This window comes from Embleya australiensis (assembly GCF_051903075.1).
Taxonomy (GTDB): domain Bacteria; phylum Actinomycetota; class Actinomycetes; order Streptomycetales; family Streptomycetaceae; genus Embleya.
Map to the genome: position 1 here is coordinate 4,663,329 of NZ_CP182422.1, position 24,132 is coordinate 4,687,460.

Sequence of the window (24,132 nt, forward strand, 5' to 3'; positions counted from 1 at the left end):
GCGCCTCAGCCTCCCGACCGGCCGGTGACCGGCGGCAGGAAGCCGACACGGTCGTAGGTCTCGGCGAGCGTCCGCGACGCCACCTCGCGGGCCTTGTCGGCGCCCCGGGCGAGCACGGCGTCCAACTCCGCCGGGTCGTCGAGGTAGCCGCGCACCCGCTCCTGGAACGGGGTGACGAAATCGACCAGCACCTCGGCCACCTCCTTCTTCAGATCGCCGTAGCCGCGACCCGCGAAGCGCTCCTCCAGCGCGGCGATCGAGGTGCCGGAGAGCGCCGAGTGGATGGTGAGCAGATTGGACACCCCCGGCTTCTCCGTCTCGTCGAAGCGCACCTCGGTGCCGGTGTCGGTGACCGCGCTGCGGATCTTCTTCGCGCTCGCCCTGGGGTCGTCGAGCAGGTTGACGATGCCCTTGGGCGTCGAGGCGGACTTGCTCATCTTGATCGTCGGGTCCTGGAGGTCGACGATCTTGGCCGTCTCCTTGACGATGAACGGCTTGGGGACGGTGAACGTCTCGCCGAACGTCGAGTTGAACCGCTGCGCGATGTCGCGGGTCAGCTCCACGTGCTGGCGCTGGTCCTCGCCGACGGGGACCGCGTCGGCCTGGTAGAGCAGGATGTCGGCGACCTGGAGCACCGGGTAGGTGAACAGGCCGACGGTGGTGCGGTCGGTGCCCTGCTTGGCCGACTTGTCCTTGAACTGGGTCATCCGCGCGGCCTCGCCGAAGCCGGTCATGCAGTTCATCACCCACGCGAGCTGTGCGTGCTCGGGGACGTGGCTCTGCACGAACAGGGTGCAGCGGTCCGCGTCCAGACCGGCCGCGAGCAGCTCCGCGGCGGAGATCCGGGTGCGCTCGCGCAACTGCTTCGGATCCTGCGCGACGGTGATCGCGTGCAGGTCGACCACCATGTAGAAGGCATCGTGGCTGTCCTGGAACGGCACCCACTGCCGGATCGCGCCCAGGTAGTTACCCAGGTGGAACGAATCCGCGGTCGGCTGGATTCCGGACAGAACACGGGGACGCGTCGAGGCCATGCCGCCATTCTCTCAGGCGCGTGACGTGGTTCCGGTCAGGGGAGCCACGCGACGTCCGCGCGGGGCGCACAACAAAGCGGGTGAGCGCCCGGGGGAATGCGCAACGATCGTGCGGTATGGGACAACGCAGCCGCCTTTACGCCCCCGGTGCCGGCGACCTAGGCTGTCCAGGGCCGACACAGAGGGTCGCCGACCGCCTATCCACGGTGACGATCGGGTGCGGCCCCCGGCCTGCCGCCGACTGCACGGCATCACCATCGGCAGGGTCGGACGGGCGTGGGCCGCGGAAATCCCGGGCGCGCGCCTGCCGCCGCCGTCCGCGAGAAGGGGATATCGCGTGCGCCTCACCTCGCGCTGCGGTCGATCGGGCCGTTCCGACCTGCGGTCGGAGCGCATATCGCCCGGAGCCGAGCGGGCGCGGGTGGCCCGACAGCGGCGACGCGGCTTCGTCGCCCCGCGGGCGGCCGAACTGCGGCACTACGTGATGTGTCCGCCGGTGTTCCTGGACGAGACGCCGCCGGCGACCGGGTTCACGGCGCGCACCACGACCGCGATGGGTCAGTGGGAGCGGCTGCGCGCGGTGTTGATCGGGCTCGGGCATCGGGTGAGCCTGGTGCCGGGTCGCCCCGGGCTGCCCGACATGGTCTTCGCCTCGCGGGCGGCGACCGTGGTGGGCCGGCGGGTGCTCGGCGCGAGGCCGCGGACGGCGGCCCGGTCGGCCGAGACGCCGGCGTATCTGGAGTGGTTCGCCCGGCACGGCTTCCGCGCCTCGCTGGAGCCGGTGTTCGCCCACGAGGGCGAGAGCGACCTGATCCCGGTCGGCCCCCGGCTGCTGGCCGCGGTGGGGCCGCTGACAGAGGCGGCCGCGCATGCCGAGGCGCAGGCGTTCTTCGGGTTGCCCGTGGTCCCGCTGGAGTTGGCCGACCCGCGCTTTCCCCGACTCGGCTCGGCGCTGACCGTGCTGGGCGAGCACACCGCGGCCTACTACCCGGGGGCGTTCACCCCGACCGCGCTGCGCCGGCTGACCCGGGTGTTCCCGGAGCGGATCGAGGTGGACGCGGCGGACGCGGCGGCGCTCGGCCTCGACGCGGTCTCCGACGGGCGCAGCGTGGTGATGGGCGACACGACACCGGCCCTCGCAGCCCGGTTGGCGGAGCGGGGATTCCGTACGATCGAGCTGGACATGTCCGCATTCGCGGTCCACGGCGCGAGCGTGCGCGGTTGCGTCCTGGAACTGCGCGCCGCCCGTTGATCCGCCGCCCCCGCGGGGTATCCCGTCCGTACCCACTCGGGTGACTTTCCTCCGTCTTGTCGTTGCTTGCGCGATTTTCCCGCCTTCGTACCGAACCTCCTCCCGGTATCTCCCGGTATCGCCGTTCTCCACTCTCGTAGCGATTCCCACGGCTCTCCACCGTTGCGAAAGGACGTCATGAGCACGCAGCACACCCCCGTCCCCTCCTCCCCCGAGCACAAGTCCGGGGCCGGTCGCCCGGGCGGCCCCGGCGCCGAGAGCACTCGACTGATCGCGTTGGCCGAGGACTACAGCGCGCACAACTACCACCCGCTGCCGATCGTGGTCGCCGAGGCGCACGGGGCCTGGATGACCGACGTCGAGGGCCGGCGCTACCTGGACATGCTGGCCGGGTATTCCGCGCTCAACTTCGGACACGGCAACGCGCGCCTGATCGACGCCGCCAAGCGGCAGTTGGACCGGGTCACGCTGACCAGCCGGGCGTTCCACAACGACCGCTTCGCGCCGTTCTGCGAGCAACTCGCGGAGTTGGCGGGCATGGAGATGGTCCTGGTGATGAACACCGGCGCGGAGGCGGTGGAGACCGCGGTCAAGACCGCGCGCAAGTGGGGCTACGAGGTCAAGGGCGTGCCGGACGGGCGGGCCAGGATCATCGTGGCGGCGGGCAACTTCCACGGCCGCACCACCACGATCGTCAGCTTCTCCACCGACGAGGAGGCACGCCGACACTTCGGCCCGTACACCCCGGGCTTCGACGTCGTGCCCTACGGCGACGCGGCGGCGCTGCGCGCGGCGATCACCGACGACACGGTGGCGGTGCTGATCGAGCCGATCCAGGGCGAGGCCGGTGTGCTGGTCCCGCCGCCCGGCTACCTGGCCGAGGTGCGCCGGGTCACGGCCGAGCGCGACGTGTTGTTCATCGCCGACGAGATCCAGTCCGGGCTCGGCCGCACGGGCCGTACGTTCGCGTGCGAGCACGAGGGTGTGGTGCCCGACATGTACATCCTGGGCAAGGCGCTCGGCGGCGGCATCCTGCCGATCTCGGCCGTGGTGTCGTCCCGCGCGGTGCTCGGTGTGTTCGCCCCCGGCGAGCACGGCTCCACGTTCGGCGGCAACCCGCTGGCCTGCGCGGTGGGCCTGGAGGTCCTGGAGATCCTGCGCTCCGGCGAGTTCCAGCAGCGCTCCGCCGACCTCGGCGACCACCTGCACCGCGAACTCGCCGCGCTGGTGGGCCACTCCGTGACCACGGTCCGCGGCCGCGGCCTGTGGGCGGGCGTCGACATCGACCCGGCACGCGGCACCGCGCGCGACGTCTCCCAGGCCCTGATGGACCGCGGCGTCCTGGTCAAGGACACCCACGGCCAAACGATCCGCATCGCCCCACCCCTGGTCATCTCCAAGGACGACCTGGAATGGTCCCTCGACCAACTCCGCGCGGTATTGGGCTGACCCCCACCCCGCCCCGACGGCCGCGGAGTCCCCGACACTCCGCGGCCGTCACGAACTCCTCGTCGTGATCGGCTTACGATCCGGACGGCCGATTGCCGCTCCACGCGCCGAGCAGTTCCTCCGGGCCGAATGTGGCCCGCAGACCGGAGCATGCGACGCCGCTTCGGGAGACGGCGACAAGCGGGATCGGCTCGTCGGTGAGCGCGGCTCGGTGTTTGTGCAGCGCGGCCAGGTCGTGGGCGTCGAAGGGGGACGTCTCCAGCCACTTGATCGAACCCAGGAACAGCAGCTTCTTGGCCACGGGCTCCCGGTCGGCGCCCACCAGGTCGATCTCGACGTCGTTGCTGCGGGTCCAGTAGGCGCCGACGGCAGGCGCGGCCGGTAGGCCGGCGGCGGGCAGAATCCGGGCGAGGGATTCCCGGATCAGCGGCTCGACGGCACGTCCCCGCCACGCCGTCCACTGCCGGCGGATCCGGTCCACGGTGAGATCCCCGCGCATGCGTTCGATCTCCGCCATGTGGGGGGCCAGGAATGCCAGCCAGAAACGCAGGTATGGGTCCGCCACGCGGTAGCGGCGCTCCTTTGAGGGGTGCGGCGAGATGGGCAACTCGGCCGCCACGACCCCTTTGTCGATCAGCAGGTCGGTCGCCCGCGCGAGGGTGCTGTGGGAGATGCCTCCGGCGGCGCGCGCGATGTTGGTGAAGGTGCGCTCGCCCGCTCCGATGGCCCGCAGTACCTCCCGGCCCGTTGCCTGCGGCGGGAACTCGGCGGCGAGCGAACGCTCGGCCGAGACCAGCAACGCCGAGATCGGATTCTCCAGAGCCGCCGCGAGGAACCGCCACATCGAGGTCCCCGGCCGCCATTCCCGGCAGATGAGCGGCAGGCCTCCGGTGATCAACGCGGCGTCGAAGGCGTCGGCCGGCTCCAGGTCCAGCATCTCGGCCAGATCGGCCGGGGTCAGCGGGCCGATCACCATCTCGCGCCCACGCTGATGGAACGGGCGGTCGTAGGCGTTCAACGAAGCCATCATCGACAGGTCCGAACCGACCAGCAGCAACAGCACCGGCTTGGCGCTCAAGAGGCGATCCCAGGCGCGCTGGAGCATGCCCTCGAAGGCGTCGACGCGCTCCATCAAGTAGGGCACCTCGTCGATCACCACCACGCTGGGGGCGTCGTCCGGCAGGATCTCGGCCAGCAGGCGAAAGGCCGCACTCCAGCGGTTCGGTGCCTCTTCGGCGAACAGCGAGCGATCCGGCAGCGAGGACTCGGCCACCGCGTCCGACCACTCCGCCAGTTCCTCCTCGGTGGGTCCGCCGCCGGCGGTGAAGAAAAGGTGGGGTACCTCCGCTCGCCGGAGGAACTCCTCGACCAGGGTCGACTTCCCGACCCGACGCCTTCCGCGCATCAGAACGCACTGCCCGGGTCGGGGCGCGCCGACCGCGCCGCGCACCTCGTCCAGCGTATTCCGCAGCGTGCGCAGTTCCCGGTCCCTGCCGATGAAGCGGTGCATGAGTGGAAGTGTCCGTCCCTGGGGCGTGCGGCACCGATGACACCGAGTCCGAAATGGTGTCGGTGTAGATACTATCGCCAGAGATACTATCTCTGGCGATAGTATCTCTGGTGGAAGTCCACATCCGCCAGCGCGACACGAACGCCGTGAGGGGCCACCCTTCCGGGGTGGCCCCTCACGGCGTTCGTGGTTGGCGATGCTCGTGGTCACGAGCTGCGGCGGCCGACCAGTCTCGGCTTCGGTTCGATGCCGGACAGGCCGTTCCAGGCCAGGTTGACCAGGTGGGCCGCGACGTCGGCCTTCTTGGGGCGGCGGACGTCGAGCCACCACTGGCCGGTCAGGGCGACCATTCCGACCAGCATCTGGGCGTACATCGGGGCCAGCTTCGGGTCGTAGCCGCGCGACTTGAACTCCAGGCCGAGCACGTCCTCGACCTGCGAGGCGATGTCGCTGATCAGCGAGGCGAAGGTGCCCGTCGACTGGGCCACCGGCGAGTCCCGGACCAGGATGCGGAAGCCGTCGGTGTTCTGGTCGATGTAGTCGAGGAGCGCGAAGGCGGCCTGCTCCAGCAGCTCCCGGGGGTGGCCGCCGGTCAGTGCGCCGGTCACCCCGTCGAGCAGCGCGCTCGTCTCGCGGTCCACGACGACCGCGTACAGCCCTTCCTTGCCGCCGAAGTGTTCGTAGACCACCGGCTTCGACACACCGGCCTTGTGTGCGATCTCCTCGACACTCGTCGCGTCGTAGCCACGCTCCGCGAACAGCGTTCGACCGATGTCGATCAACTGCTCCCGGCGCTCTTTTCCGGTCATGCGCACACGACCGCCGCGCGGTGCACTCCGCCTGCTGGTCTCGGTCACTGGCCCATCATGCCGCGCGCCGTGCGGCGACCCGTTCCCGGTCCGGCCAACGCACGTCCCAGACCCAGCCCAGCTTCTCCATCCAGCGGATCGTGCGAGCGCTGCTGTCGAGCTGTCCGCGCAGCACCCCGTGCCGGGCGCTGGTCTGGTCGGCGTGGTGCAGGTTGTGCCAGGACTCGCCCATCGACGGGATGGCCAGCCACCACACGTTGCCGGAACGGTCGCGCGACTTGAACGGACGCTCGCCCGCCGCGTGGCAGATCGAGTTGATCGACCACGTCACGTGGTGGAGCAGTGCGACGCGGACCAGGCCGGCCCAGAAGAACGCGGTCACCGCGCCCTGCCACGACCACGCCCACAGCCCGCCGACCAGCGCGGGAGCGCCCAGCGAGACGGCCACCCACAGCGGGAACTGGCGGGAGACGCGCGTCATGTCGCGGTCGTTGAGCAGGTCGGGCGCGTACTTTTCCTGCGAGGTCTGCTCGACGTCGAACAGCCACCCCATGTGCGCCCACCACAGGCCCTTGGACAGCGCGCCGACGCCGGTGCCGTAGCGCCACGGCGAGTGCGGGTCGCCCTCCTTGTCGGAGAACCTGTGGTGCTTGCGGTGGTCGGCCACCCAGCGCACCAGCGGCCCCTGTACCGCCATGTTGCCCGCGATCGCCAGCGCGATCCGGACCGGGCGCTTGGCCTTGAACGACCCGTGGGTGAAGTAGCGGTGGAACCCGATGGTGATCCCGTGGCCGGTGATGGCGTACATCACCACCGCGAGCACCACGTCGCGCCAGGACAGCCCCCATCCCCAGGCGACCGGCACGGCTGCCACCAGAGCGAGGAACGGGACGCCGATGAAGAGCGCCAGCGCGATCTGTTCGGCGGCGTGCTTGCGCTCGCCACCGAGCGTGCCGCGGGTGGCGGAGTCGGCGGACTTCCGTTCGGCTTCGAGCACGCCGGCGCCGGTGGAACCGGAGGAGGAAAGGGTCATAGGGATTCCCTCGGATCGGGGGCAGCAACGCTACGGCGACGTAACCTACGGAGCCGTAAGTTCCGTCAGTATGGCAGGTCATGAGCGGAAAGCGAGGGGTCTGTACGCCTTCCAGTTCTTGCTCCGCGCACTCCGAGGAGAACGTTTTCCAGGTGTGCCGCGAGCATGCCGACGGCGCTTCGGCGATCTTGGGCCCGGTTTCCGGGGGGTTATTCGCGCACGGGATGCCGGGGGGCCGGCATAGTGGGTGCCGTGAAAACGGGATGAACCCGCTGCTCAGGCGGAATGCCCGATTCATTCCGCTATGGTGTAACTCGGCAGCACACGGGGTTTTGGTCCCCTTGGTCCAGGTTCAAATCCTGGTAGCGGAGCCCTTCGGTCGTGCAGGCCGCATCGGCGCGTGGAGGCTTCCGCCGACGGCGCTATCCTCATAGGGCCCGGTTTGTTCGGCTCGGCTTCGTCGTGCCGTCGTTTCGTATCTCCGAAGTCGGCCTTCGGAGTCGTCGGGCATCCCCCCGCCAGCGATGCCGAGGAGCCTTGCTCTGTGAGCCCCATCCGCCCGGCTGCCGTCGTCGTACTCGCTGCGGGTGAGGGCACCCGCATGCGCTCCAAGACCACCCCGAAGGTCCTGCACGCCCTGGCCGGTCGGGCCATGGTCGGGCACGTGGTCGAGGCCGCGCGACGACTGGATCCCGAAGACCTGATCGTCGTCGTCGGCCACGGCCGCGACCAGGTCGCCGGCTACCTCTCCGTACTGGACCCGGCCGCCAAGGTGGTCGTCCAGGAGGAACAGAACGGCACCGGCCACGCCGTGCGCGTCGCCCTGGACGGGCTCGCCGCGAGCAGCCGCGAACCCGACGGAGTGGTCCTGGTCACCTGTGGGGACACCCCGCTGCTGACCTCGGACAGCCTGGCCGCCCTGGTCGCCACCCACGAGAGCGAGGGCAACGCCGTCACCGTGCTCTCCGCGGTGGTGCCCGACCCGACCGGCTACGGCCGGATCGTCCGGGAGAACACCCCCGACGGGCGCGGTGCCGTCACCGCGATCGTCGAGCACAAGGACGCCACCGCCGCGCAGCGCGCGATCGCCGAGATCAACTCCGGCGTGTACGCGTTCGACGGCAAGCTGCTGCGCGAGGCGTTGGGCCAGATCACCCCGCACAACAGCCAGGGCGAGGAATACCTCACCGACACGCTGCACGTGCTGCGCGAGGCCGGACACCGGGTGGGCGCCGCGGCCGCCGTGGACCACCGGGAGATCCTGGGCGTCAACGACCGGGTCCAGCTCGCCCAGGCGCGGCGGGTGTTCAACGACCGCCTGATCGAGGCCGTGATGCGCGCCGGGGTCACCGTGATCGACCCCGCGACCACCTGGATCGACGTCGACGTGACGTTCGAGCCGGACGCCGTCGTGCACCCCAACACCCAGCTGCACGGCGTCACCAGCATCGCCGCCGAGGCCGTGGTGGGGCCCAACTGCACGCTGCGCGACACGGTCGTCGGCCCGAGGGCACACGTGTACAACACCACGAGCGAGGGGGCCGAGATCGGCCCCGAGGCGACCGTGGGCCCGTACACCTACCTGCGGACCGGTACCCGCCTCGCCGCCAACGCCAAGGCCGGCGGCTTCGTGGAGATGAAGAACGCCGTGGTCGGCGAGGGATCGAAGGTGCCGCATCTGACCTATGTCGGGGATGCGACCATCGGGGTGGGCACCAACATCGGCGCGGCCACGATCTTCGTGAACTACGACGGCGTGAACAAGCACCACACGGTGGTCGGCGACCACGTCCGCGTGGGCAGCGACACCATGCTGGTCGCCCCGATCGAGATCGGCGACGGTGCCTACACGGCCGCCGGATCGGCGATCACCGAAGATGTCCCACCCGGTGTGATGGCGGTGGCGCGGGGGCGCCAACGCAACATCGACGGGTGGGTCGCACGCAAACGCGCGGGTACGGCCTCGGCGCAGGCCGCCGAACGCGCGCTCGCGTCGAGCCAGGGCGACGCGGGTGACGTGCACACAACGGCCGGGCCGAACGACGGTTCTGCCGAGGCGAATGGCAAGGAGACGGTGCTGTGAGCGGGATCAAGGTGACGCCTGAGCGCAAGCTCATGCTCTTCACGGGCAGGGCCCACCCCGAACTTGCGAAGGAGGTGGCCTCGGAGCTCGGTGCGGATCTCGTTCCCACCAAGGCCTTCGAGTTCGCCAACGGGGAGATCTACGTACGGTTCGAGGACTCCGTACGAGGTGCCGACGCGTTCGTGATCCAGAGCCACACGGCTCCGATCAACACGTGGATCATGGAACAGCTGATCATGATCGACGCGCTCAAGCGGGCCTCCGCCAAGCGCATCACGGTCATCGTCCCGTTCTACGGCTACGCCCGTCAGGACAAGAAGCACCGCGGTCGCGAGCCGATCTCGGCGCGGCTGATGGCGGACCTGTTCAAGACCGCGGGCGCCGACCGACTGATGGCCGTGGACCTGCACACCTCGCAGATCCAGGGCTTCTTCGACGGCCCGGTGGACCACCTGTTCGCGCTGCCGCTGCTGGCCGACCACGTGGGCAAGCGGGTGGACCGCGAGCGGCTGACCGTGGTCTCCCCCGACGCCGGCCGGGTCCGGGTGGCCGACCAGTGGACGGACCGCCTCGGCGCCCCGCTGGCGATCATCCACAAGCGCCGCGACCCGAACATCGCCAACGAGGTCACCGTGCACGAGGTGGTCGGTGACGTCGCCGGCCGTACCTGTGTGCTGGTCGACGACATGATCGACACCGGTGGCACGATCTGCGCCGCCGCCGACGCGCTGTACGAGAACGGCGCGGCCGACGTGATCGTGGCCGCCACCCACGCGGTGCTCTCGGGCCCGGCCGTGGACCGGCTGAAGAACTCGCGGATCAGCGAGGTCATCGTGACCAACTCGCTGCCGATCGAGGAGGAGCGTCGGTTCGACAAGCTGACCGTCCTGTCGATCGCCCCGATGGTGGGCCGCGCGATCCGCGAGGTCTTCGAGGACGGTTCGGTCACGAGCCTGTTCGAGGGCCACAGCTGATCCGAAGCCCTTGTCGACATTCGGCACCTTAGCGGGACGCCGAGCCTCGACTGTTCCAACTCGCGTACGCCGCCCGTCCGTTCGGCCGGGCGGCGTATGTGTGCCCGCTCGCTCTTCGCGGTATTGTGCCCCGACCGGGGGGCGCGCCATCACTCGTTCGAGTGGTGCTTGTCGCGACCCGATTTCGGGTCGACCGAGAAGAGCGGGTAGGCTAACGGGGTTGCCCGGCGAGGGATGCGCGCTACTTGCTCCGTGATCGACGCGGTAGTTGTGTGTCGTGTACTCCTCCAAGGCTTTTGCAGGGGACCCGGTGCCACTCGGGCACCTACGAACCGGCTCCGGCGATCACCGTCCGCAGTCGATCCGCATCATGGGGACCCCGCCCCGCCATCCGCCATCGCGTCGTTCGAGGAGTACCCGTCGTGTCCGAGGTCCGTATCGTCGCCGAGCCGCGTTCCGAGTTCGGCAAGGGTGCCGCCCGTCGCGCCCGTCGCGCGGGTAAGGTGCCGGCCGTCCTCTACGGTCACGGCTCCGCTCCGCTCCACCTTGCGCTTCCGGGCCACGAGCTCATGCTCGCGCTCAAGACCCCCAACGTGCTGTTCTCGCTGGACATCGACGGCAAGGCGCAGCTCGCCCTGCCCAAGGACATCCAGCGGCACCCGATCAAGCGGCACCTCGAGCACGTCGACCTCCTGATCGTCCAGAAGGGCGAGACGGTCACGGTCGAGGTTCCGGTCAGCACCGTCGGCGAGATCGCCCCGGGCGGCCTGCTGGAGACCGTCGTCCCGGCGCTCCCCGTCGAGGCCGACGCCACCGCGCTCCCCGGCACCATCGAGATCGACGTGACCGGCCTGGAGCCGGGCGCCTCGGTGCACGCCAAGGACATCAAGCTGCCGAAGGGCACCGCGCTCGCGGGCGACCCCGAGGCCGTCATCCTGCACATCCTCACCCCGTCGGCGCCCGAGCCGACCGCCGAGGAGACCGCGGCCGAAGAGGCCTGAGTCGACACACGCGCAACGAACGCGGGGACAACGGCATCATGAGTGAGTCGCAGGCCCACGCCACCACGGACGACAGTCCCTGGCTGGTCGTGGGCCTCGGCAATCCCGGCCCCGAATACGCCGGGAATCGCCACAACGTCGGATTCATGGTGGTCGATCTGCTCGCCGAGCGGGATCGGTCGAAATTCAAGGCGCACAAGTCGCGCGCCCAGGTGGTGGAGACCCGGATCGGCCCGCACCGGGTGGTGCTGGCCAAGCCGATGTCGTTCATGAACCTGTCCGGCGGTCCGGTGACCGCGCTGCGCGACTTCTACAAGATCCCGGTCGCGAACATCGTCGCGGTGCACGACGAGCTGGACGTCGACTACGGCGTGTTGCGGCTCAAGCGCGGCGGTGGCGACAACGGGCACAACGGCCTGAAGTCGATCACCAAGTCGCTCGGGCCCGACTACCTGCGGGTGCGGTTCGGCATCGGGCGACCCCCGGGCCGGATGGACGTCGCGGCGTTCGTGCTCAAGGACTTCTCCGCCACCGAGCGCAAGGAGTTGGCGTTCGAGGTGGACCGGGCGGCCGACGCGTGCGAGGCGCTGGTCCGCGAGGGACTGGAGCGGGCGCAGAACTGGTTCAACACCTGAGCGAGCCACGACGACGAAGGGCGGCGCCCCCCGCGGGGCACCGCCCTTTCGCATGCGTACGCCCGCCGGCCGCGGCTACCAGCGCCCGTCGTCGCGGATGCGTACCGGGGCGTGCCCCAGGACCAGCGTGCTGATCGCGGCGTCCATCGACGAGCCGATGAACCACTCGCCGGTGTGATCGAGCCCGAACACCCGACCGACCGGGTCGATGGCCAGGTAGGCGCTGCCGCCGTCCTCGTCGCCGAGCGGCGCCAGCGGGGTGCCGAGCGCGCGGCCCACGTCGGTCAGCGTGCGGGGCAGGTGCAGCCCCCGGGTGGGGTCGATGGTGAACGGTCGGCGCAGGACGTCCTTGCCCGCGCCGCCGATCGCGAAGTGCAGGGTGCCGAACTCGGCCCAGGCCACCAGCGCCGCCGGGAACACGCTGTGCCGGTGCCCGTCGGGCGACTCGTGGTCGCTGATCTGCCGGGCCCACGTCTCGGCCTGGGTCAGCCGGCGTCGGCCCACCGTCCAGCCGGCCCGCTTGAGTTCGTGCACCACGTCGGAGGAGAACCGGGACACGTCAGCCGCTTTCCGTCGGTGTGACGCCGAAGTGCTCGAGCATCGGCGCGCAGGATCGGCACGGCGGCTGGTAGGTGTCGTGCTGCGGGTCGCCGTCCTCGCGGATCCGGCGCAGCGTCAGCTTGGCCCCCTTGAGCGAGCGGCGCGCCTCCTGCACGGTGAACGGCCGCCGGGCCGCCCGTTTGCTGCGCGCCGCCTCGGCCTCGAAGAGGTGCTCGGAGACCAGTTCGACCTCGGGGCAGCGGCCCCGCCAGCGCTCGCGCGATTCGGGCGGCAGCGCCAGCAGGAAGTCCCGGACCAGCGGATGCGGGTTCGGCACGGTGTCGCCCTTGGCGCCCGCCCGGGTGCTGATCCGCTTGCCGATGATCAGCGCGGCCGCCACGGCCGGGAGGATGCTCTCGCGCGTCCCCCGCGGTGTGCCCCGGTCCGGTGTCTCGGGGGCCGGTTCGATCGCCGGATCCACTTCCGCCGTACGTTCCTTCGCCAGTGTCGTCGTCGGGGTACCCGCGGCCACGTGGCGTTCCCTTCTCGTTCATGTGCTGCTTGCCGGGTGGCCGCTTGTGTCGATGCTGGGATCGTGCCGGCGCCCGGATCGGTGACTGTGCGTGCAACAGCGTGCCAAACGCCTCGGCGTCACGTGCAACCGGGACTCCGCCAAGGATCTTCGCAGGCCGGTCCGACCCCTGCGGATTTCCCGGTTGACCGGCGGCGGGCCGGATCGGGCGCTAGCTTCGTTCGGGTGGGGGTGCCGTGCGGCGGCTGGGCTCGTGCGGCCGGGGGGTGCAGGGGAGTTGACGTTCCGTCATGTCGAATTCCGGGTCTGGGTCCGGATCCGGTCGGCCCATCGGGCTGGCCGTCATCGGGGCCGGCTACTGGGGGCCCAATCTGATCCGCAACGCGCAGGCTACGCCGGCGCTGCGCGTGGAGTGGCTGTGTGACCTCGACGAGGCACGGGCCACAGCGGTCCTGGGCGAGTACAGCACGGTCCGGGTGAGCACGTCGTATCGAGACGTGCTCGCGGACCCGGCCGTACAGGCCGTCGCCATCGCGACGCCGGCCGCGACGCACTTCGAACTGGTCGCGGCGGCGCTCGAGGCGGGCAAACACGTCCTGGTCGAGAAGCCGATCACGGCCGCGTACGCCGAGGCGGTCAAGCTGGTCGAACTGGCCGAGCGCACCGGGCTGATCCTGATGTGCGATCACACGTTCTGCTACATGCCGGTGGTCCGGCACATCCGCGAGCTGATCCACGGCGGCGAGTTGGGCGACATCCGCTTCTTCGACTCGGTGCGGATCAACCTCGGCCTGGTCCAGCCCGACGTGGACGTGTTGTGGGACCTCGCGCCGCACGACCTGTCCATCCTCGACTTCATCCTGCCGCCGGGGGTGCGTCCGGTGTCGGTGTCCGCGCACGGCGCGGACCCGCTGGGCACCGGCCGGGCCTGTCTGGCCTACCTCGTGCTGCGGCTGAGCAACGGCGCCATCGCGCACGTGCACGTCAACTGGCTCTCGCCGACCAAGGTCCGCACCACCATCATCGGCGGCTCGCGGCGCACGCTGGTGTGGGACGACACCAACCCGGCGGCCCGGCTCCAGGTGCACGACAAGGGGGTCGACCGGATCGAGGACACCGCGCTCGACCACGACGCCCGCCGGGAGAAGCTGATCTCCTACCGGATGGGCGACGTGGTGTTGCCGGCGCTGCCCGAACGCGAGGCGCTGCGCGCGGTGATGGCCGAGTTCGCCGAGGCGATCGGCGGGTCCCGACCCGCGCTGACCGACGGGCGGGCGGGGCTGCGGGTACTGGAACTGCTGGAGGCCGCCTCGCGCAGCCTGGAACTGGGCGGCGTCACCGTCGCCCTGGGGGAACCATCGTGACGAGTGTCGAGATAGCCGGATCGCACTGCCTGGTCACCGGCGGGGCCGGGACCATCGGATCCACCATCGTGGACCGCCTGCTCGACGAGGGCGCGGCGAAGGTGGTCGTGCTCGACAACCTGACCCGGGGTCACCGGGGCAACCTGGCCCGGGCGTTGGCCGACGAGCGGGTCGAGCTGGTGGACGGCGACATCCGCGACCGGGCGCTGCTGGCCCGGCTGACGCCGGGTGTCGACGTGCTGTTCCACCTCGCCGCGATCCGGATCACGCAGTGTGTCGAGGAGCCCCGGCTCGCCCTCGAAGTGCTGGTGGACGGCACCTACGACGTGATGGAGGCGGCGGTCGCGGCCGACGTGCGCAAGGTGGTCACGTCCTCCTCCGCGTCGGTGTACGGGCTGGCCGAGCACTTCCCGACCACCGAGAAGCACCACCCGTACGACAACGACACGCTCTACGGCGCGGCCAAGCTGTTCAACGAGGGCCTGCTGCGCAGCTTCCGGGCGATGTACGGCCTGGACTACGTGGCGCTGCGCTACTTCAACGTCTACGGCCCCCGGATGGACGTACACGGCCTGTACACAGAGGTGTTGATCCGCTGGATGGAGCGGATCGGCAAGGGGGAACCCCCGTTGATCCTCGGCGACGGCCTGCAGACCATGGACTTCGTCTACACCGACGACATCGCGCGCGCCAATCTCCTGGCCGCGCGGGCGGACGCGAGCGGTGAGGTGTTCAACATCGCGTCCGGGAGCGAGACTTCGCTCGGCTCGCTGGCCGAGCGGCTGCTGGTGGTGATGGGCGCCGAGCACCTGGGCGTCGAGTACGGGCCGGCCCGGGCCAGTGGCGGGGTGACCCGGCGGCTGGCCGATACCACCAAGGCCGCACGGGAGTTGGGCTTCACCGCCGAGGTGGACATCGACGAGGGGCTGCGCCGACTGGTGGCGTGGTGGCGGGGCGCGGTCTGAACCGATGGGCGCACCGGGGGAGTTCGGTGCGGCTCGGGCGTGGGGACGCGGAGCTGGGTCAAGGGTTCGGCGCTGACGGGGCTGGGGGAGGACACGATGGGCATGGAACGAATTCCGGTGATGCGGCCCTGGATGGGCGACGAGGAGGCGGCCGCGGCGGCCGACGCGGTGCGCTCCGGGTGGGTGGCCCAGGGGCCGCGGGTGGCAGCCTTCGAACGGGCCTTCGCGGACCGGCTGGGGGTGCCGGAGGCGATCGCGCTGTCCTCGTGCACCACCGCGCTGCACCTGGCGCTGATCAACGCCGGAGTGGGGCCGGGCGACGAGGTGGTGGTGCCGTCGTTGTCCTTCGTGGCCACCGCCAACGCGGTGCGCTACGTGGGCGCGCGCCCGGTGTTCGCCGACGTCGAGCGGGCCACCGGCAACCTGACGCCGGAGACGATCGAGCCGGTGCTGACCTCGGCCACGCGGGCGGTGATCCTGGTCGACCAGGGCGGTATCCCGGCCGACCTGGACGCGGTGCGGGCCCTGGTCGACCGCCGGGGCATCGTGGTGGTGGAGGACGCGGCCTGCGCCGCGGGTTCGACCTACAAGGGCCGGCCGGTCGGCGCGGGGGCGATGTCCGCGACCTTCTCGTTCCATCCGCGCAAGCTGCTGACCACGGGCGAGGGCGGCATGCTCACGCTGGCACGCGCCGGCCATGCGCCCCGGTTGCGCCGGCTGCGCGAGCACGGGATGAGCGTGAGCGCGGCCGATCGGGACGCGGCGGACCGGGCGGGCGGGGCGCCGGTGGTGGAGAGCTACGACGAACTGGGCTTCAACTACCGGATGACCGACGTGCAGGCGGCGATCGGCCTGGTGCAGCTCGGCAGGCTCGCCGCGATGGTCGAGCGGCGGCGGGAGTTGGCGGCCCGGTACCGGCAGGCGCTGGCCGATGTGCCGGGCCTGGAGACGGCCGCGGATCCCGCGTACGGGCTGACCAACTTCCAGGCGTTCTGGGTGCTGCTGCCCGAGGACTTCCCGATGTCGCGCGACGAACTGCTCGGCGAGCTGGCCCGGGCCGGCATCTCTGCCCGGCGCGGGATCATGGCAGCGCACCTGGAGCCCGCCTACGCCGACGTCGAGCACGTACCGCTGCCCGTCACCGAGCGGCTGACCCGCGACTCGCTGATCCTGCCGCTGTTCCACGAGCTGACCGAGGCGCAGCAGGACCGGGTGGTCGCCGCGGTGCGGGCGGCGGCGGGCGTGCGGGCGGCGGTCTAGTGTCCTTTCGCGATCTGCTCCTCGTCGGCGCCGGGGGGTTCGCCCGGGAGGTTGCCGCCGCGCTGCCGGATTTCCGCGCTCCGCGCGGAAGTTCGGGGTGGCGGCTGCTCGGCTTCCTGGACGACGACCCGGCCCGGCAGGACACCGAGGTGGACGGCGTGCCGGTGCTCGGCGGGGCCGACGTGGTGCACAAGTGGCCCGACGCCCTGGTGGTGGTGTGCACCGGCAGCCCGGCGCACTGGTGGAGCCGGTCGCGGGTGGTGGCCCGGCTCGCCCTGCCGGCCGACCGCTGGGCGACCCTGGTGCACGTGAGCACGGTGGTCCCGCGGACCTGCGAGGTCGGCCCCGGCGTGGTGCTGATGGCGCAGACGGTGTTGACCACCGGGGTCCGGGTCGGCGCACACGCGCACACCATGCCCCAGGTGGTGTTGACCCACGACGACGACGTGGGCGAGTTCGCCACGCTGGCCGCGGGAGTGCGGCTGGCGGGCGGGGTCTCGGTGGGCCGGGAGGCGTACCTGGGGGCCGGTGCGCTGGTGCGCGAGCACCGGGTGATCGGCGCCCGATCGCTGGTGGGGATGGGCTCGGTCGTGACGCGGGACGTGCCGCCGGCCGAGGTGTGGGCGGGGGTGCCGGCGCGCCGACTGCGCGCGGCGCCGGACCTCGCCGAATCGGAGCGACGAGGTGGGGGAGACACGCATGAGTGCTGAGCCGAACCGGATCCCGCTGGTGGATCTGGCCGCCGCGCACGCCGAGGTGGCGACCGAGGTGGCGGCCGGCATCGCCCGGGTCCTGGACACCTGCGCGTTCGTGGGCGGGCCCGATGTGGCGGAGTTCGAGGCCGAGTTCGCCGCGTTCACCGGCGCCGCGCACTGCGTGGGCGTGGCCAACGGCACCGACGCGGTGGAACTGGCGCTGCGGGTGCTGGGGGTCGGCGCGGGCGAGGGTGTGGTGCTGCCCGCCAACACGTTCGTGGCGACCGCGGAGGCGGTGGTCCGGGCGGGCGCGCGGCCGGTGTTGGCCGACGTGGACGAGGACCACCTCCTGCTCGACCCGCAGCGGGCCGCCGAGGCGCTGGGCGACTCGTCGGGCCCCCGGGCCCTGCTGCCGGTGCACCTGAACGGGCAACTGGCCCCGATGGGCGCGCTGCGGGCGCTGGCCGAGGCGCGCGGGGTGCTCCTGGTCGAGGACGCCGCGCAGTGCCAGGGCGCCACCCAGGACGGCCTGGCCCCCGGCGCGTGGGGTCCGGACGCGATCGCGGCCACCAGCTTCTACCCGGGCAAGAACCTGGGCGCGTACGGCGACGGCGGCGCGGTGTGCACCGGCAACGAGGAACACGCCCGAATACTGCGCGAGTTGCGCGATCACGGCTCCTCGCGCAAGTACGTGCACACCCGGCTCGGGTTCAACTCGCGCCTGGACACCATCCAGGCCGTGGTGCTGCGCGCGAAGTTGCGCCGGCTCGCCGACTGGAACGTGCGCCGGCGGGCGGCGGCGGCGCGCTACGACACGCTTTTGGCCGGCATCGAGGGCGTACGGCTGCCCCGGACCGCGCCAGGGAACGAGCACGTGTGGCACCTGTACGCGGTCCGGGTGCCCGAGCGGGACAAGGTGCTCGCGCTGCTGAACGAGGCGGGCGTCGGCGCCGGCGTGCACTATCCGGTGCCCGTGCACCTGCAACCCGCGTTCGCCGAACTCGGCCATGCCCGGGGCGACTTCCCGGTCGCCGAGCGGGCCGCCGAGGAACTGCTCTCGCTGCCGCTGTACCCGCAGCTGACCGCCGGGCAGCAGGAGCGTGTCGCGGAGGTGCTCGCGGGAGCGCTGAGCCGGCTGTGACGCCCGGGTCCGAGCACCGCCGGGCGCGGCCGGTCGCCCCGAGGCCCGATCCGCCGGCGCCCGGCGCGATTCGCTATCTCGGCCACGCGGGCTTCGTGGTCGCGCACGCCGGGGTCTCGCTGCTGATCGACCCGTGGTTCCATCCCGCGTTCCTCGGCTCGTGGTTCCCCTTCCCGGACAACCGCGAACTGCTGCCGGAGGTGGTCGCCGGACGACCCGACCTCCTCTACCTCTCGCACCTGCACGAGGACCACTTCGACGAGCGGCTGCTCGATCGGCTGGACCGGGGCGTCACCGTGGTGCTGCCCCGCTACCGGTCCAAGTCGCTGGTCCGGCGGATGACCGCGCTCGGGTTCGTGAAGCAGGTGGTGCTCGGCCACCGCGAGTCGTTCACGCCCGTGCCCGGGCTGACCCTGACGATGTTCCTCGACACCAGCCACAAGGAGGACAGCGGGCTGCTCGTCGACCTCGACGGATACCGCTTCCTCGACCTCAACGACTGCAACACCCCGCTCGGCGAACTCCCGGACGGGATCGACCTGTTGTCCGCGCAGTTCTCCGGTGCGATGTGGTATCCGAACGCCTACGCGTACCCCGAGGAGGTGCAGCGCAAGAAGACCGCGGAGGTGCGCTCGGACCTGTTCGACACGCTGGTGCGCAAGGTCCGGCTGACCGGCGCGCGGTCCTATCTGCCCTCGGCCGGCCCGCCGGTGTTCCTGGACCCGGAGCTGGCCCGGTACAACGACCGTGACGAGACCATCTTCCCGCTGTGGGAGGCGTTCGCGGCCGACTTCGCGGCGGCCTGCCCGAGGGTGCGGGTGATCGAGGCGGCGCCGGGCGACGACCTCGCGGCGCCGACCGGCCCGGTGGCGCACTGGCGCACCGACGCCTATCTGAGCGCCTATCGGGACCGCCGCGAGCAGGAGTGGCGGGCATATGCCGAGCCGCCCTTCGAGCCGGTGACCCCGGCCGAACTGGACGCCTATTTCGCCCGGTTGCAGAGCTGGAACAGGCGTTTCCTCGGCGCGTGGCGCAAGGACGTGCGGCTGACCTCGGACGGCGGTTCGTGGTCGGTGCGGCTGGGCCGGATCGCGGGCGACATCGTGTTCGAGGACGAGCCGGTCGACCCGGCCTACACGATCGAGGTGCCGCAGCGGGTGCTGCGCGCGATCGTGGACGGCGAGGTGGGCTGGGAGGAGGCGCTGCTGTCCATGCGGCTCGGCCTGGCCCGTGATCCCGACGTCTTCGACCTGACCCTGATGAGCCTGCTGCGCTACGGCGAACACCCCGCGCAGACCATGCAGATGGTCCGGGAACGCGAATCGGCCGCGCACGGCGAGTCGATCGAGCGGTGCGGGGTGCGGATGCAGCGCTTTTGTCCGCACGCCGGCGAGGACCTGTCGCACGCGGACATCGAGGCGGGTGTGCTGGAGTGCCCCCGACACCACTGGAAGTGGCGGCTGGACACCGGGGAGTGCGTCTCGGGCGGGACGGTGCCGCTGCGCGTCGGCCCGGCCGCCGCGTCCGGCCCGCTCGCCGCCGTCGATCGTGCCGGTCCGAACGCCCCGAATCCGTGACATTCGCCGCCGGGGGCCGAAGACACGCGTTCGAGGCGATCCGGTTGACATAACGTGTCGCGCTTATCGGCAATCGACCGCCGCTTCTTGCACGCCGTCACCCCGGCGAGCTATCTCGCACCACTCTTTCGTCGCAATAGTCAGAAAAGATCATTGATCGCGGTATTGCATCCTTTGCATGTCGATAGCGAAGCGGTAAGCATTCAAAAGGAAAACGTTTTTCTCCGGAACGTCCGGGTTCCGTCACGAGCGTGTCATGACGTGTCGAGTGTCGGTCGCACGGCGGCCGCAGGTGCTGCGGTGTGGCCGTCCGAGTCATTCGCGTCCTCGGTCGGGACGGGAGTGGCGCCTGTGATGTCTGGAGGTTGTCCATGAGTACCTGGGGATGGCTCTGCCAAGAAGGCGGTTGTCCGTCGAAGTCGGACGGCGCTCGCCAGCGGTACCGGTCGAAGGACGCGGCACAGGTGGCGGCCAAGGCGCACACCAAGGCCACCGGGCACAAGACGAAGATCATCGAATACAAGTAGGGGGCAGGGACCGACGGGAACGGGCCGCAGGGGCCCGGGACGGGCCGAAACGGCGCGCGGTGGTCGACACCCCCGATCACCGCGCGCCGGCCGCGAGGGCCTACGACACCGCCTGCAACACCGCTACAGCACCTCGATGTTGGGCCCCGCGCCGAGCACCCGACGGCAGTCGAGCACGTAGTCGGCGGTGCGCAACAACTCCAGGTCCACGTCGTCGTGGTCGACGAGCAGGACGACCGCGTCGGCCGCGGCGACCGTCTCCGGCGTCAACTCCACCCGCCGCAACCGCGCGTCCACCACCTGGGACTGCTCCACGTGCGGATCCGCGGCGGTGACCTCGGCACCCAGGTTCAGCAGCAGCCGGGCCACGTGCGTCGACGGCGACTCCCGGGCGTCGCCGGTGTTCTTCTTGTACGCGAGCCCCACCAACAACACGTGCGAGCCGTTGACCGAGCGCCGCCGGGCGTTGAACGCGGCGGTGAGTCGGCGGATCACGTAGTCGGGCATGTGGTTGTTGACGTCGTTGGCCAACTCCACGAAACGAAAGCTCTGTCCCAGCGCGCGCTGCACCCGCCAGGACAGGTACGACGGGTCGATCGGCAGGCAGTGCCCGCCGACCCCGGGACCCGGCGTGAAGCGCAGGAACCCGAACGGCTTGGTGGAGCAGGCGTCGATCGCCTCCCACACGTCGATGCCCAAGTCGTGGGCGAACATCGCGACCTCGTTGACGAGCGCGATGTTCACGTGCCGGAAGGTGTTCTCGATCAGCTTGACCAGTTCGGCCTCCTTGGGCGAGGACACCGGCACCACCCGCTCGACCAGCGAGCCGTAGAAGCCCTCCACCACCGCGAGCGAGGCGGCGTCCACCCCCGAGACCACCTTCGGGGTGTTGACCAGGTTCCAGGTCGGATTGCCCGGGTCGATCCGCTCCGGGCTGTAGCCCAGGTGGAAGTCGCGGCCCGCGGTCAGCCCCGAGCCCTCCTCCAGGATCGGGCCGACCAACTCCTCCGTGGTGCCCGGGTAGGTGGTCGATTCGAGCACCACGCACGCACCCGGACGCAGGTACCGCGCGAGCGTGCGGGCGCACTCCTCGATGTAGCTCAGGTCCGGTACACCCTCGCGCAGCGGCGTGGGCACGGTGATCACCGCGATGTCGTAGCCGCCCAGATCCCTCGGCTCGCTCGTGGCGCGGTAGCGGCCCGCGTCCAGGATCGCGCGCACCTCGGCGGCGGCGATGTCCTCGACGTAGGACTCACCCGCCGCCAGCCGCTTGACCCGCTCCCGGTCGACGTCGTAGCCGACCACCTCGTGGCCCACCTGCGCGGCCCGAACCGCCAGCGGCAGTCCCACATATCCCTGACCGGCGATGACAACACGCATCCGAGAATCCCCCTCCTCGCGCAACCGCCCACCCCCGAGCGGCTGGTGATGCAACGTCAGGGGCGGCCCGGCACGTGATCGGCACGCGGCTTGGCCACCACCCAGGACGACACGAGCCCGGCCACCCGCTCGCCGCGGACCACCGATCCGGGAAAGCGCGAGGCCAACTCCGCGCGCCGGGCCGGGAACACCCTCGGCGCGGAGCCGTCGATCCGGGTGCGGACCCGACCGGGCAGCAGGTGCACGGCGGGCAGCGAGGTCTGCGGATCGAGCGGGTGCTCGCGGGCGGCGGTGCGCAGCCAGTAGCGCTCGGCCGAGGCGTGCACGACGTCGGCGAGCCGGGCCCGGTCGGTCGGCGCGGCCAGCCGCTCCAGCAGGCCGTCGCTCACCACCAGGTCGCAACCGCCGTTCCAGGCCAGCGGATCGCCGGCCTCGACGGTCAGCCACGGGGCCGGTTCGGCGGCCCGCTCGGCCGTCGTGATCACCCGCACGTGCGCGGGCCGTACCGGGGCGTGCCACCAGAACTCGGTGGAGCCGCCCAGGTCCACCACGCGCAACCGCTCGATGTCCGGGAACGCCTCGCGGAACCACAACCATCGTCGCGCCCGCACCCCGGCTTCCACCTGGGTACGCGCGGCCCCCGCGCGCACCGACCAGGCCCGGACCAGACGTTGCGGTTGCGACATTGCGAGAGATCCCCCCTGACGGGCCCGCGACCGAGCGCCGCGAACCGCCCCTCAGGTTATGGCCACGACCTCACCCCCACGCGGGAAACCGACGAACCCGAGACGTCCCGGACCCGAACACGAAGGGGCCGCCGGAAACGGGCGAGCGGCCCCGGGGAAGGATCCCGGGGCCGCTCGCGGTCCGTGTCGCGCCGGTCAGGCGCTGGGCCAGACGATGCTCTGGATCTCGCTGTAGGCGGCCAGGCCGTACGAGCCGCCGTCGCGGCCGACGCCCGACTGCTTGAAGCCGCCGAACGGGGCCTCCATGTTGCGCCCGACGGTGTTCACCCCGACGCCGCCGGAGCGCAGCCGGCGGGCGATGCCGTAGGCGCGGGTGGTGTCCCCGGCGAAGACGTACGAGATCAGGCCGTAGTCCGAGTCGTTGGCGATCCGGATCGCCTCCTCCTCGTCCCCGTCGAACGGGATCACCGTGACCACCGGGCCGAAGAACTCCTCGCGCGCGATGGTCATCGCGTTGGTCGCGTCCGCGAACAGCGTCGGCGCCACGTAGAAGCCCTTCGCGAAGTCCGGCCGCTCACCGCCGACCACCAGGCGGGCGCCCTCCTCGCGACCCTTGGCGATCAGCGCCTCCACCCGGCCGCGCTGCACCGCGGAGATGACCGGGGTGACCTGCGTCGCGGGATCCAGCGGGCTGCCCACCTTCAGCCCGTTCGCGTGCTCCGCGAGCCGCTCCACGAGCCGGTCGTAGATGCCGCGCTGGGCGATCACCCGGGTCGGCGCGGTGCAGATCTGGCCCGCGTAGAAGCTCCACACCGTGCCGATGCCGTGCACCGCCGCGTCCAGGTCGGCGTCGTCGAGCACGATGCACGCGCCCTTGCCGCCCAGCTCCATCAGCTGACGCTTGAAGGTACGGCCGGCCACCTCGGCGATCCGCGCGCCGATCGCGGTCGAGCCGGTGAAGCTGATCATGTCCACGTGCGGCGAGGCCACCGTCGCCTCGGACACGTCCACCCCCGAGCCGGTGACCACGTTCAGCACACCCGCGGGCAGCCCGGCCTCGGCCAGCGCCTCGGCCATCCGGTACACCGCCAGCGGGTCCTGCGGCGCGGGCTTGACCACGACCGTGTTGCCCATCGCCAGCGCCGGCGCGACCTTGCCCGCGGTGTTCGCCAGCGGGTTGTTGTACGAGGTGATGCAGGTGACCACGCCGACCGGCTGGCGCACCTCCACGGCGCCGAAGATGCCCGCCCGGCTCAGCGCGGTCTCGGGGGTGGGCTGCGGGGCGAGCGGGAACTCGGTCGGCTCCAGCGCGCCCTTGGCGTAGCGCTTGAACCGGGAGTATGTGGTACCCAGCTGCATCATGCCCGCGACCGAGAGCGTGGCGCCGGTTTCGGCGGAGGCCAGCGGGACCACCTCGCCGCCCATCTTCAGGAACAGGTCCGCGGCCCGGTCCAGGATCCGGGAGCGCTCCTCGGGGGTGGTCCGCGACCAGGTGCCGAACGCCTCGGCCGCCGCCGCGGTCGCCGCGTTCGCCTGCTCCACCGACGCCTCGGGCGCCAGACCCACGACCTCCTCGGTGGCCGGGTTGATCACCTCGTAGTGACCGCGCTCCGGCTCGACCCACTCGCCGCCGATGTAGAGCTTCTGCTGCGCGCTGCTCATCGTGTCCGTCGTCTCCCCTGGTC

General features: G+C 71.1%; 22 protein-coding genes and 1 tRNA gene. 14 read left to right on the top strand and 9 right to left on the bottom strand.

The genetic code is table 11. The features are described from left to right. Positions 1-5 precede the first annotated feature (5 nt). Complete coding sequence (gene trpS / locus ACMXN5_RS20295; protein ID WP_439676434.1) at positions 6-1,034, bottom strand: tryptophan--tRNA ligase; 1,029 nt, start codon at positions 1,032-1,034, stop codon at positions 6-8. A gap of 337 nt (positions 1,035-1,371) precedes the next feature. Here trpS and ACMXN5_RS20300 point away from each other — a divergent pair, with 337 nt between their 5' ends. Both ACMXN5_RS20300 and rocD read left to right on the top strand, forming a co-directional pair. Continuing rightward, positions 1,372-2,286, top strand: coding sequence for a dimethylarginine dimethylaminohydrolase family protein (locus ACMXN5_RS20300; protein WP_439676435.1), 915 nt, complete (start codon positions 1,372-1,374; stop codon positions 2,284-2,286). 177 nt (positions 2,287-2,463) lie between these two features. Beyond that, complete coding sequence (rocD, locus tag ACMXN5_RS20305; RefSeq protein ID WP_439676436.1) at positions 2,464-3,735, top strand: ornithine--oxo-acid transaminase; 1,272 nt, start codon at positions 2,464-2,466, stop codon at positions 3,733-3,735. 73 nt (positions 3,736-3,808) lie between these two features. On the opposite strand, the gene ACMXN5_RS20310 is transcribed toward rocD, so the two are convergent. From ACMXN5_RS20310 to ACMXN5_RS20320, 3 genes are all read right to left on the bottom strand, one after another. Further along, the gene (locus ACMXN5_RS20310; protein WP_439676437.1) at positions 3,809-5,245 is read right to left on the bottom strand and encodes an ATP-binding protein; all 1,437 of its coding nucleotides are present in this window, start codon (positions 5,243-5,245) and stop codon (positions 3,809-3,811) included. Between the two features lie 206 nt (positions 5,246-5,451). Continuing rightward, positions 5,452-6,054 carry a TetR/AcrR family transcriptional regulator gene (locus ACMXN5_RS20315; protein WP_101897050.1) on the bottom strand — a complete coding sequence of 201 codons (603 nt, stop codon included), beginning with the start codon at positions 6,052-6,054 and terminating at the stop codon, positions 5,452-5,454. A gap of 55 nt (positions 6,055-6,109) precedes the next feature. Next, positions 6,110-7,087 (bottom strand): acyl-CoA desaturase, encoded by a 978-nt coding sequence (locus tag ACMXN5_RS20320; protein WP_439676438.1) that lies wholly within the window; start codon positions 7,085-7,087, stop codon positions 6,110-6,112. A 298-nt stretch (positions 7,088-7,385) separates the two neighbouring features. Here ACMXN5_RS20320 and ACMXN5_RS20325 point away from each other — a divergent pair. From ACMXN5_RS20325 to pth, 5 genes are all read left to right on the top strand, one after another. Next, a tRNA-Gln gene (locus tag ACMXN5_RS20325) sits at positions 7,386-7,458 on the top strand. Positions 7,459-7,631: 173 nt separating this feature from the next. After that, positions 7,632-9,170, top strand: coding sequence for a bifunctional UDP-N-acetylglucosamine diphosphorylase/glucosamine-1-phosphate N-acetyltransferase GlmU (gene glmU, locus ACMXN5_RS20330; RefSeq protein WP_439676439.1), 1,539 nt, complete (start codon positions 7,632-7,634; stop codon positions 9,168-9,170). Beyond that, entirely contained in the window at positions 9,167-10,144 is a 978-nt protein-coding gene (locus ACMXN5_RS20335) for a ribose-phosphate diphosphokinase (RefSeq protein WP_380038889.1), read from the top strand. The genes glmU and ACMXN5_RS20335 overlap by 4 nt, the downstream gene beginning before the upstream one ends. A 422-nt stretch (positions 10,145-10,566) precedes the next feature. Beyond that, complete coding sequence (locus ACMXN5_RS20340) at positions 10,567-11,145, top strand: 50S ribosomal protein L25/general stress protein Ctc (protein WP_439676440.1); 579 nt, start codon at positions 10,567-10,569, stop codon at positions 11,143-11,145. 38 nt (positions 11,146-11,183) lie between these two features. Continuing rightward, positions 11,184-11,780 carry an aminoacyl-tRNA hydrolase gene (pth, locus tag ACMXN5_RS20345; RefSeq protein WP_439676441.1) on the top strand — a complete coding sequence of 199 codons (597 nt, stop codon included), beginning with the start codon at positions 11,184-11,186 and terminating at the stop codon, positions 11,778-11,780. Positions 11,781-11,855: 75 nt separating this feature from the next. Here pth and ACMXN5_RS20350 read toward each other — a convergent pair whose 3' ends face one another. Continuing rightward, positions 11,856-12,338, bottom strand: a complete 483-nt coding sequence (locus ACMXN5_RS20350) for an SUKH-3 domain-containing protein (RefSeq protein WP_439676442.1) — start codon at positions 12,336-12,338, stop codon at positions 11,856-11,858. Between the two features lies 1 nt (position 12,339). After that, entirely contained in the window at positions 12,340-12,852 is a 513-nt protein-coding gene (locus tag ACMXN5_RS20355; RefSeq protein WP_439676443.1) for a YwqJ-related putative deaminase, read from the bottom strand. A 290-nt stretch (positions 12,853-13,142) separates the two neighbouring features. Here ACMXN5_RS20355 and ACMXN5_RS20360 point away from each other — a divergent pair, with 290 nt between their 5' ends. From ACMXN5_RS20360 to ACMXN5_RS20390, 7 genes are all read left to right on the top strand, one after another. Further along, positions 13,143-14,216, top strand: a complete 1,074-nt coding sequence (locus tag ACMXN5_RS20360; RefSeq protein ID WP_439676444.1) for a Gfo/Idh/MocA family protein — start codon at positions 13,143-13,145, stop codon at positions 14,214-14,216. Beyond that, positions 14,213-15,181 carry an SDR family NAD(P)-dependent oxidoreductase gene (locus ACMXN5_RS20365; RefSeq protein WP_439676445.1) on the top strand — a complete coding sequence of 323 codons (969 nt, stop codon included), beginning with the start codon at positions 14,213-14,215 and terminating at the stop codon, positions 15,179-15,181. The genes ACMXN5_RS20360 and ACMXN5_RS20365 overlap by 4 nt, the downstream gene beginning before the upstream one ends. A gap of 102 nt (positions 15,182-15,283) precedes the next feature. Continuing rightward, positions 15,284-16,441 carry a DegT/DnrJ/EryC1/StrS family aminotransferase gene (locus ACMXN5_RS20370; RefSeq protein ID WP_439676446.1) on the top strand — a complete coding sequence of 386 codons (1,158 nt, stop codon included), beginning with the start codon at positions 15,284-15,286 and terminating at the stop codon, positions 16,439-16,441. Then, on the top strand, positions 16,441-17,151 hold the full coding sequence (locus tag ACMXN5_RS20375; protein WP_439676447.1) for an acetyltransferase: 711 nt from the start codon (positions 16,441-16,443) through the stop codon (positions 17,149-17,151). The genes ACMXN5_RS20370 and ACMXN5_RS20375 overlap by 1 nt, the downstream gene beginning before the upstream one ends. Continuing rightward, on the top strand, positions 17,141-18,277 hold the full coding sequence (locus ACMXN5_RS20380; RefSeq protein ID WP_439676448.1) for a DegT/DnrJ/EryC1/StrS family aminotransferase: 1,137 nt from the start codon (positions 17,141-17,143) through the stop codon (positions 18,275-18,277). The genes ACMXN5_RS20375 and ACMXN5_RS20380 overlap by 11 nt, the downstream gene beginning before the upstream one ends. Then, on the top strand, positions 18,274-19,854 hold the full coding sequence (locus ACMXN5_RS20385) for an MBL fold metallo-hydrolase (protein ID WP_439676449.1): 1,581 nt from the start codon (positions 18,274-18,276) through the stop codon (positions 19,852-19,854). The genes ACMXN5_RS20380 and ACMXN5_RS20385 overlap by 4 nt, the downstream gene beginning before the upstream one ends. Positions 19,855-20,225: 371 nt before the next feature. Then, positions 20,226-20,381, top strand: coding sequence for a hypothetical protein (locus ACMXN5_RS20390; protein ID WP_380005224.1), 156 nt, complete (start codon positions 20,226-20,228; stop codon positions 20,379-20,381). Positions 20,382-20,504: 123 nt separating this feature from the next. On the opposite strand, the gene ACMXN5_RS20395 is transcribed toward ACMXN5_RS20390, so the two are convergent. The 3 genes from ACMXN5_RS20395 to ACMXN5_RS20405 all read right to left on the bottom strand — a co-directional run bounded on the left by ACMXN5_RS20395 (position 20,505) and on the right by ACMXN5_RS20405 (position 24,109). Further along, positions 20,505-21,761, bottom strand: a complete 1,257-nt coding sequence (locus ACMXN5_RS20395) for a nucleotide sugar dehydrogenase (RefSeq protein WP_439676450.1) — start codon at positions 21,759-21,761, stop codon at positions 20,505-20,507. A 56-nt stretch (positions 21,762-21,817) separates the two neighbouring features. Then, positions 21,818-22,447, bottom strand: a complete 630-nt coding sequence (locus ACMXN5_RS20400) for a hypothetical protein (RefSeq protein WP_439676451.1) — start codon at positions 22,445-22,447, stop codon at positions 21,818-21,820. A gap of 195 nt (positions 22,448-22,642) precedes the next feature. Beyond that, a complete protein-coding gene (locus tag ACMXN5_RS20405; protein ID WP_439676452.1) occupies positions 22,643-24,109 on the bottom strand; it encodes an aldehyde dehydrogenase family protein in 1,467 nt (488 codons plus the stop codon). Between the last annotated feature and the right edge of the window lie 23 nt (positions 24,110-24,132).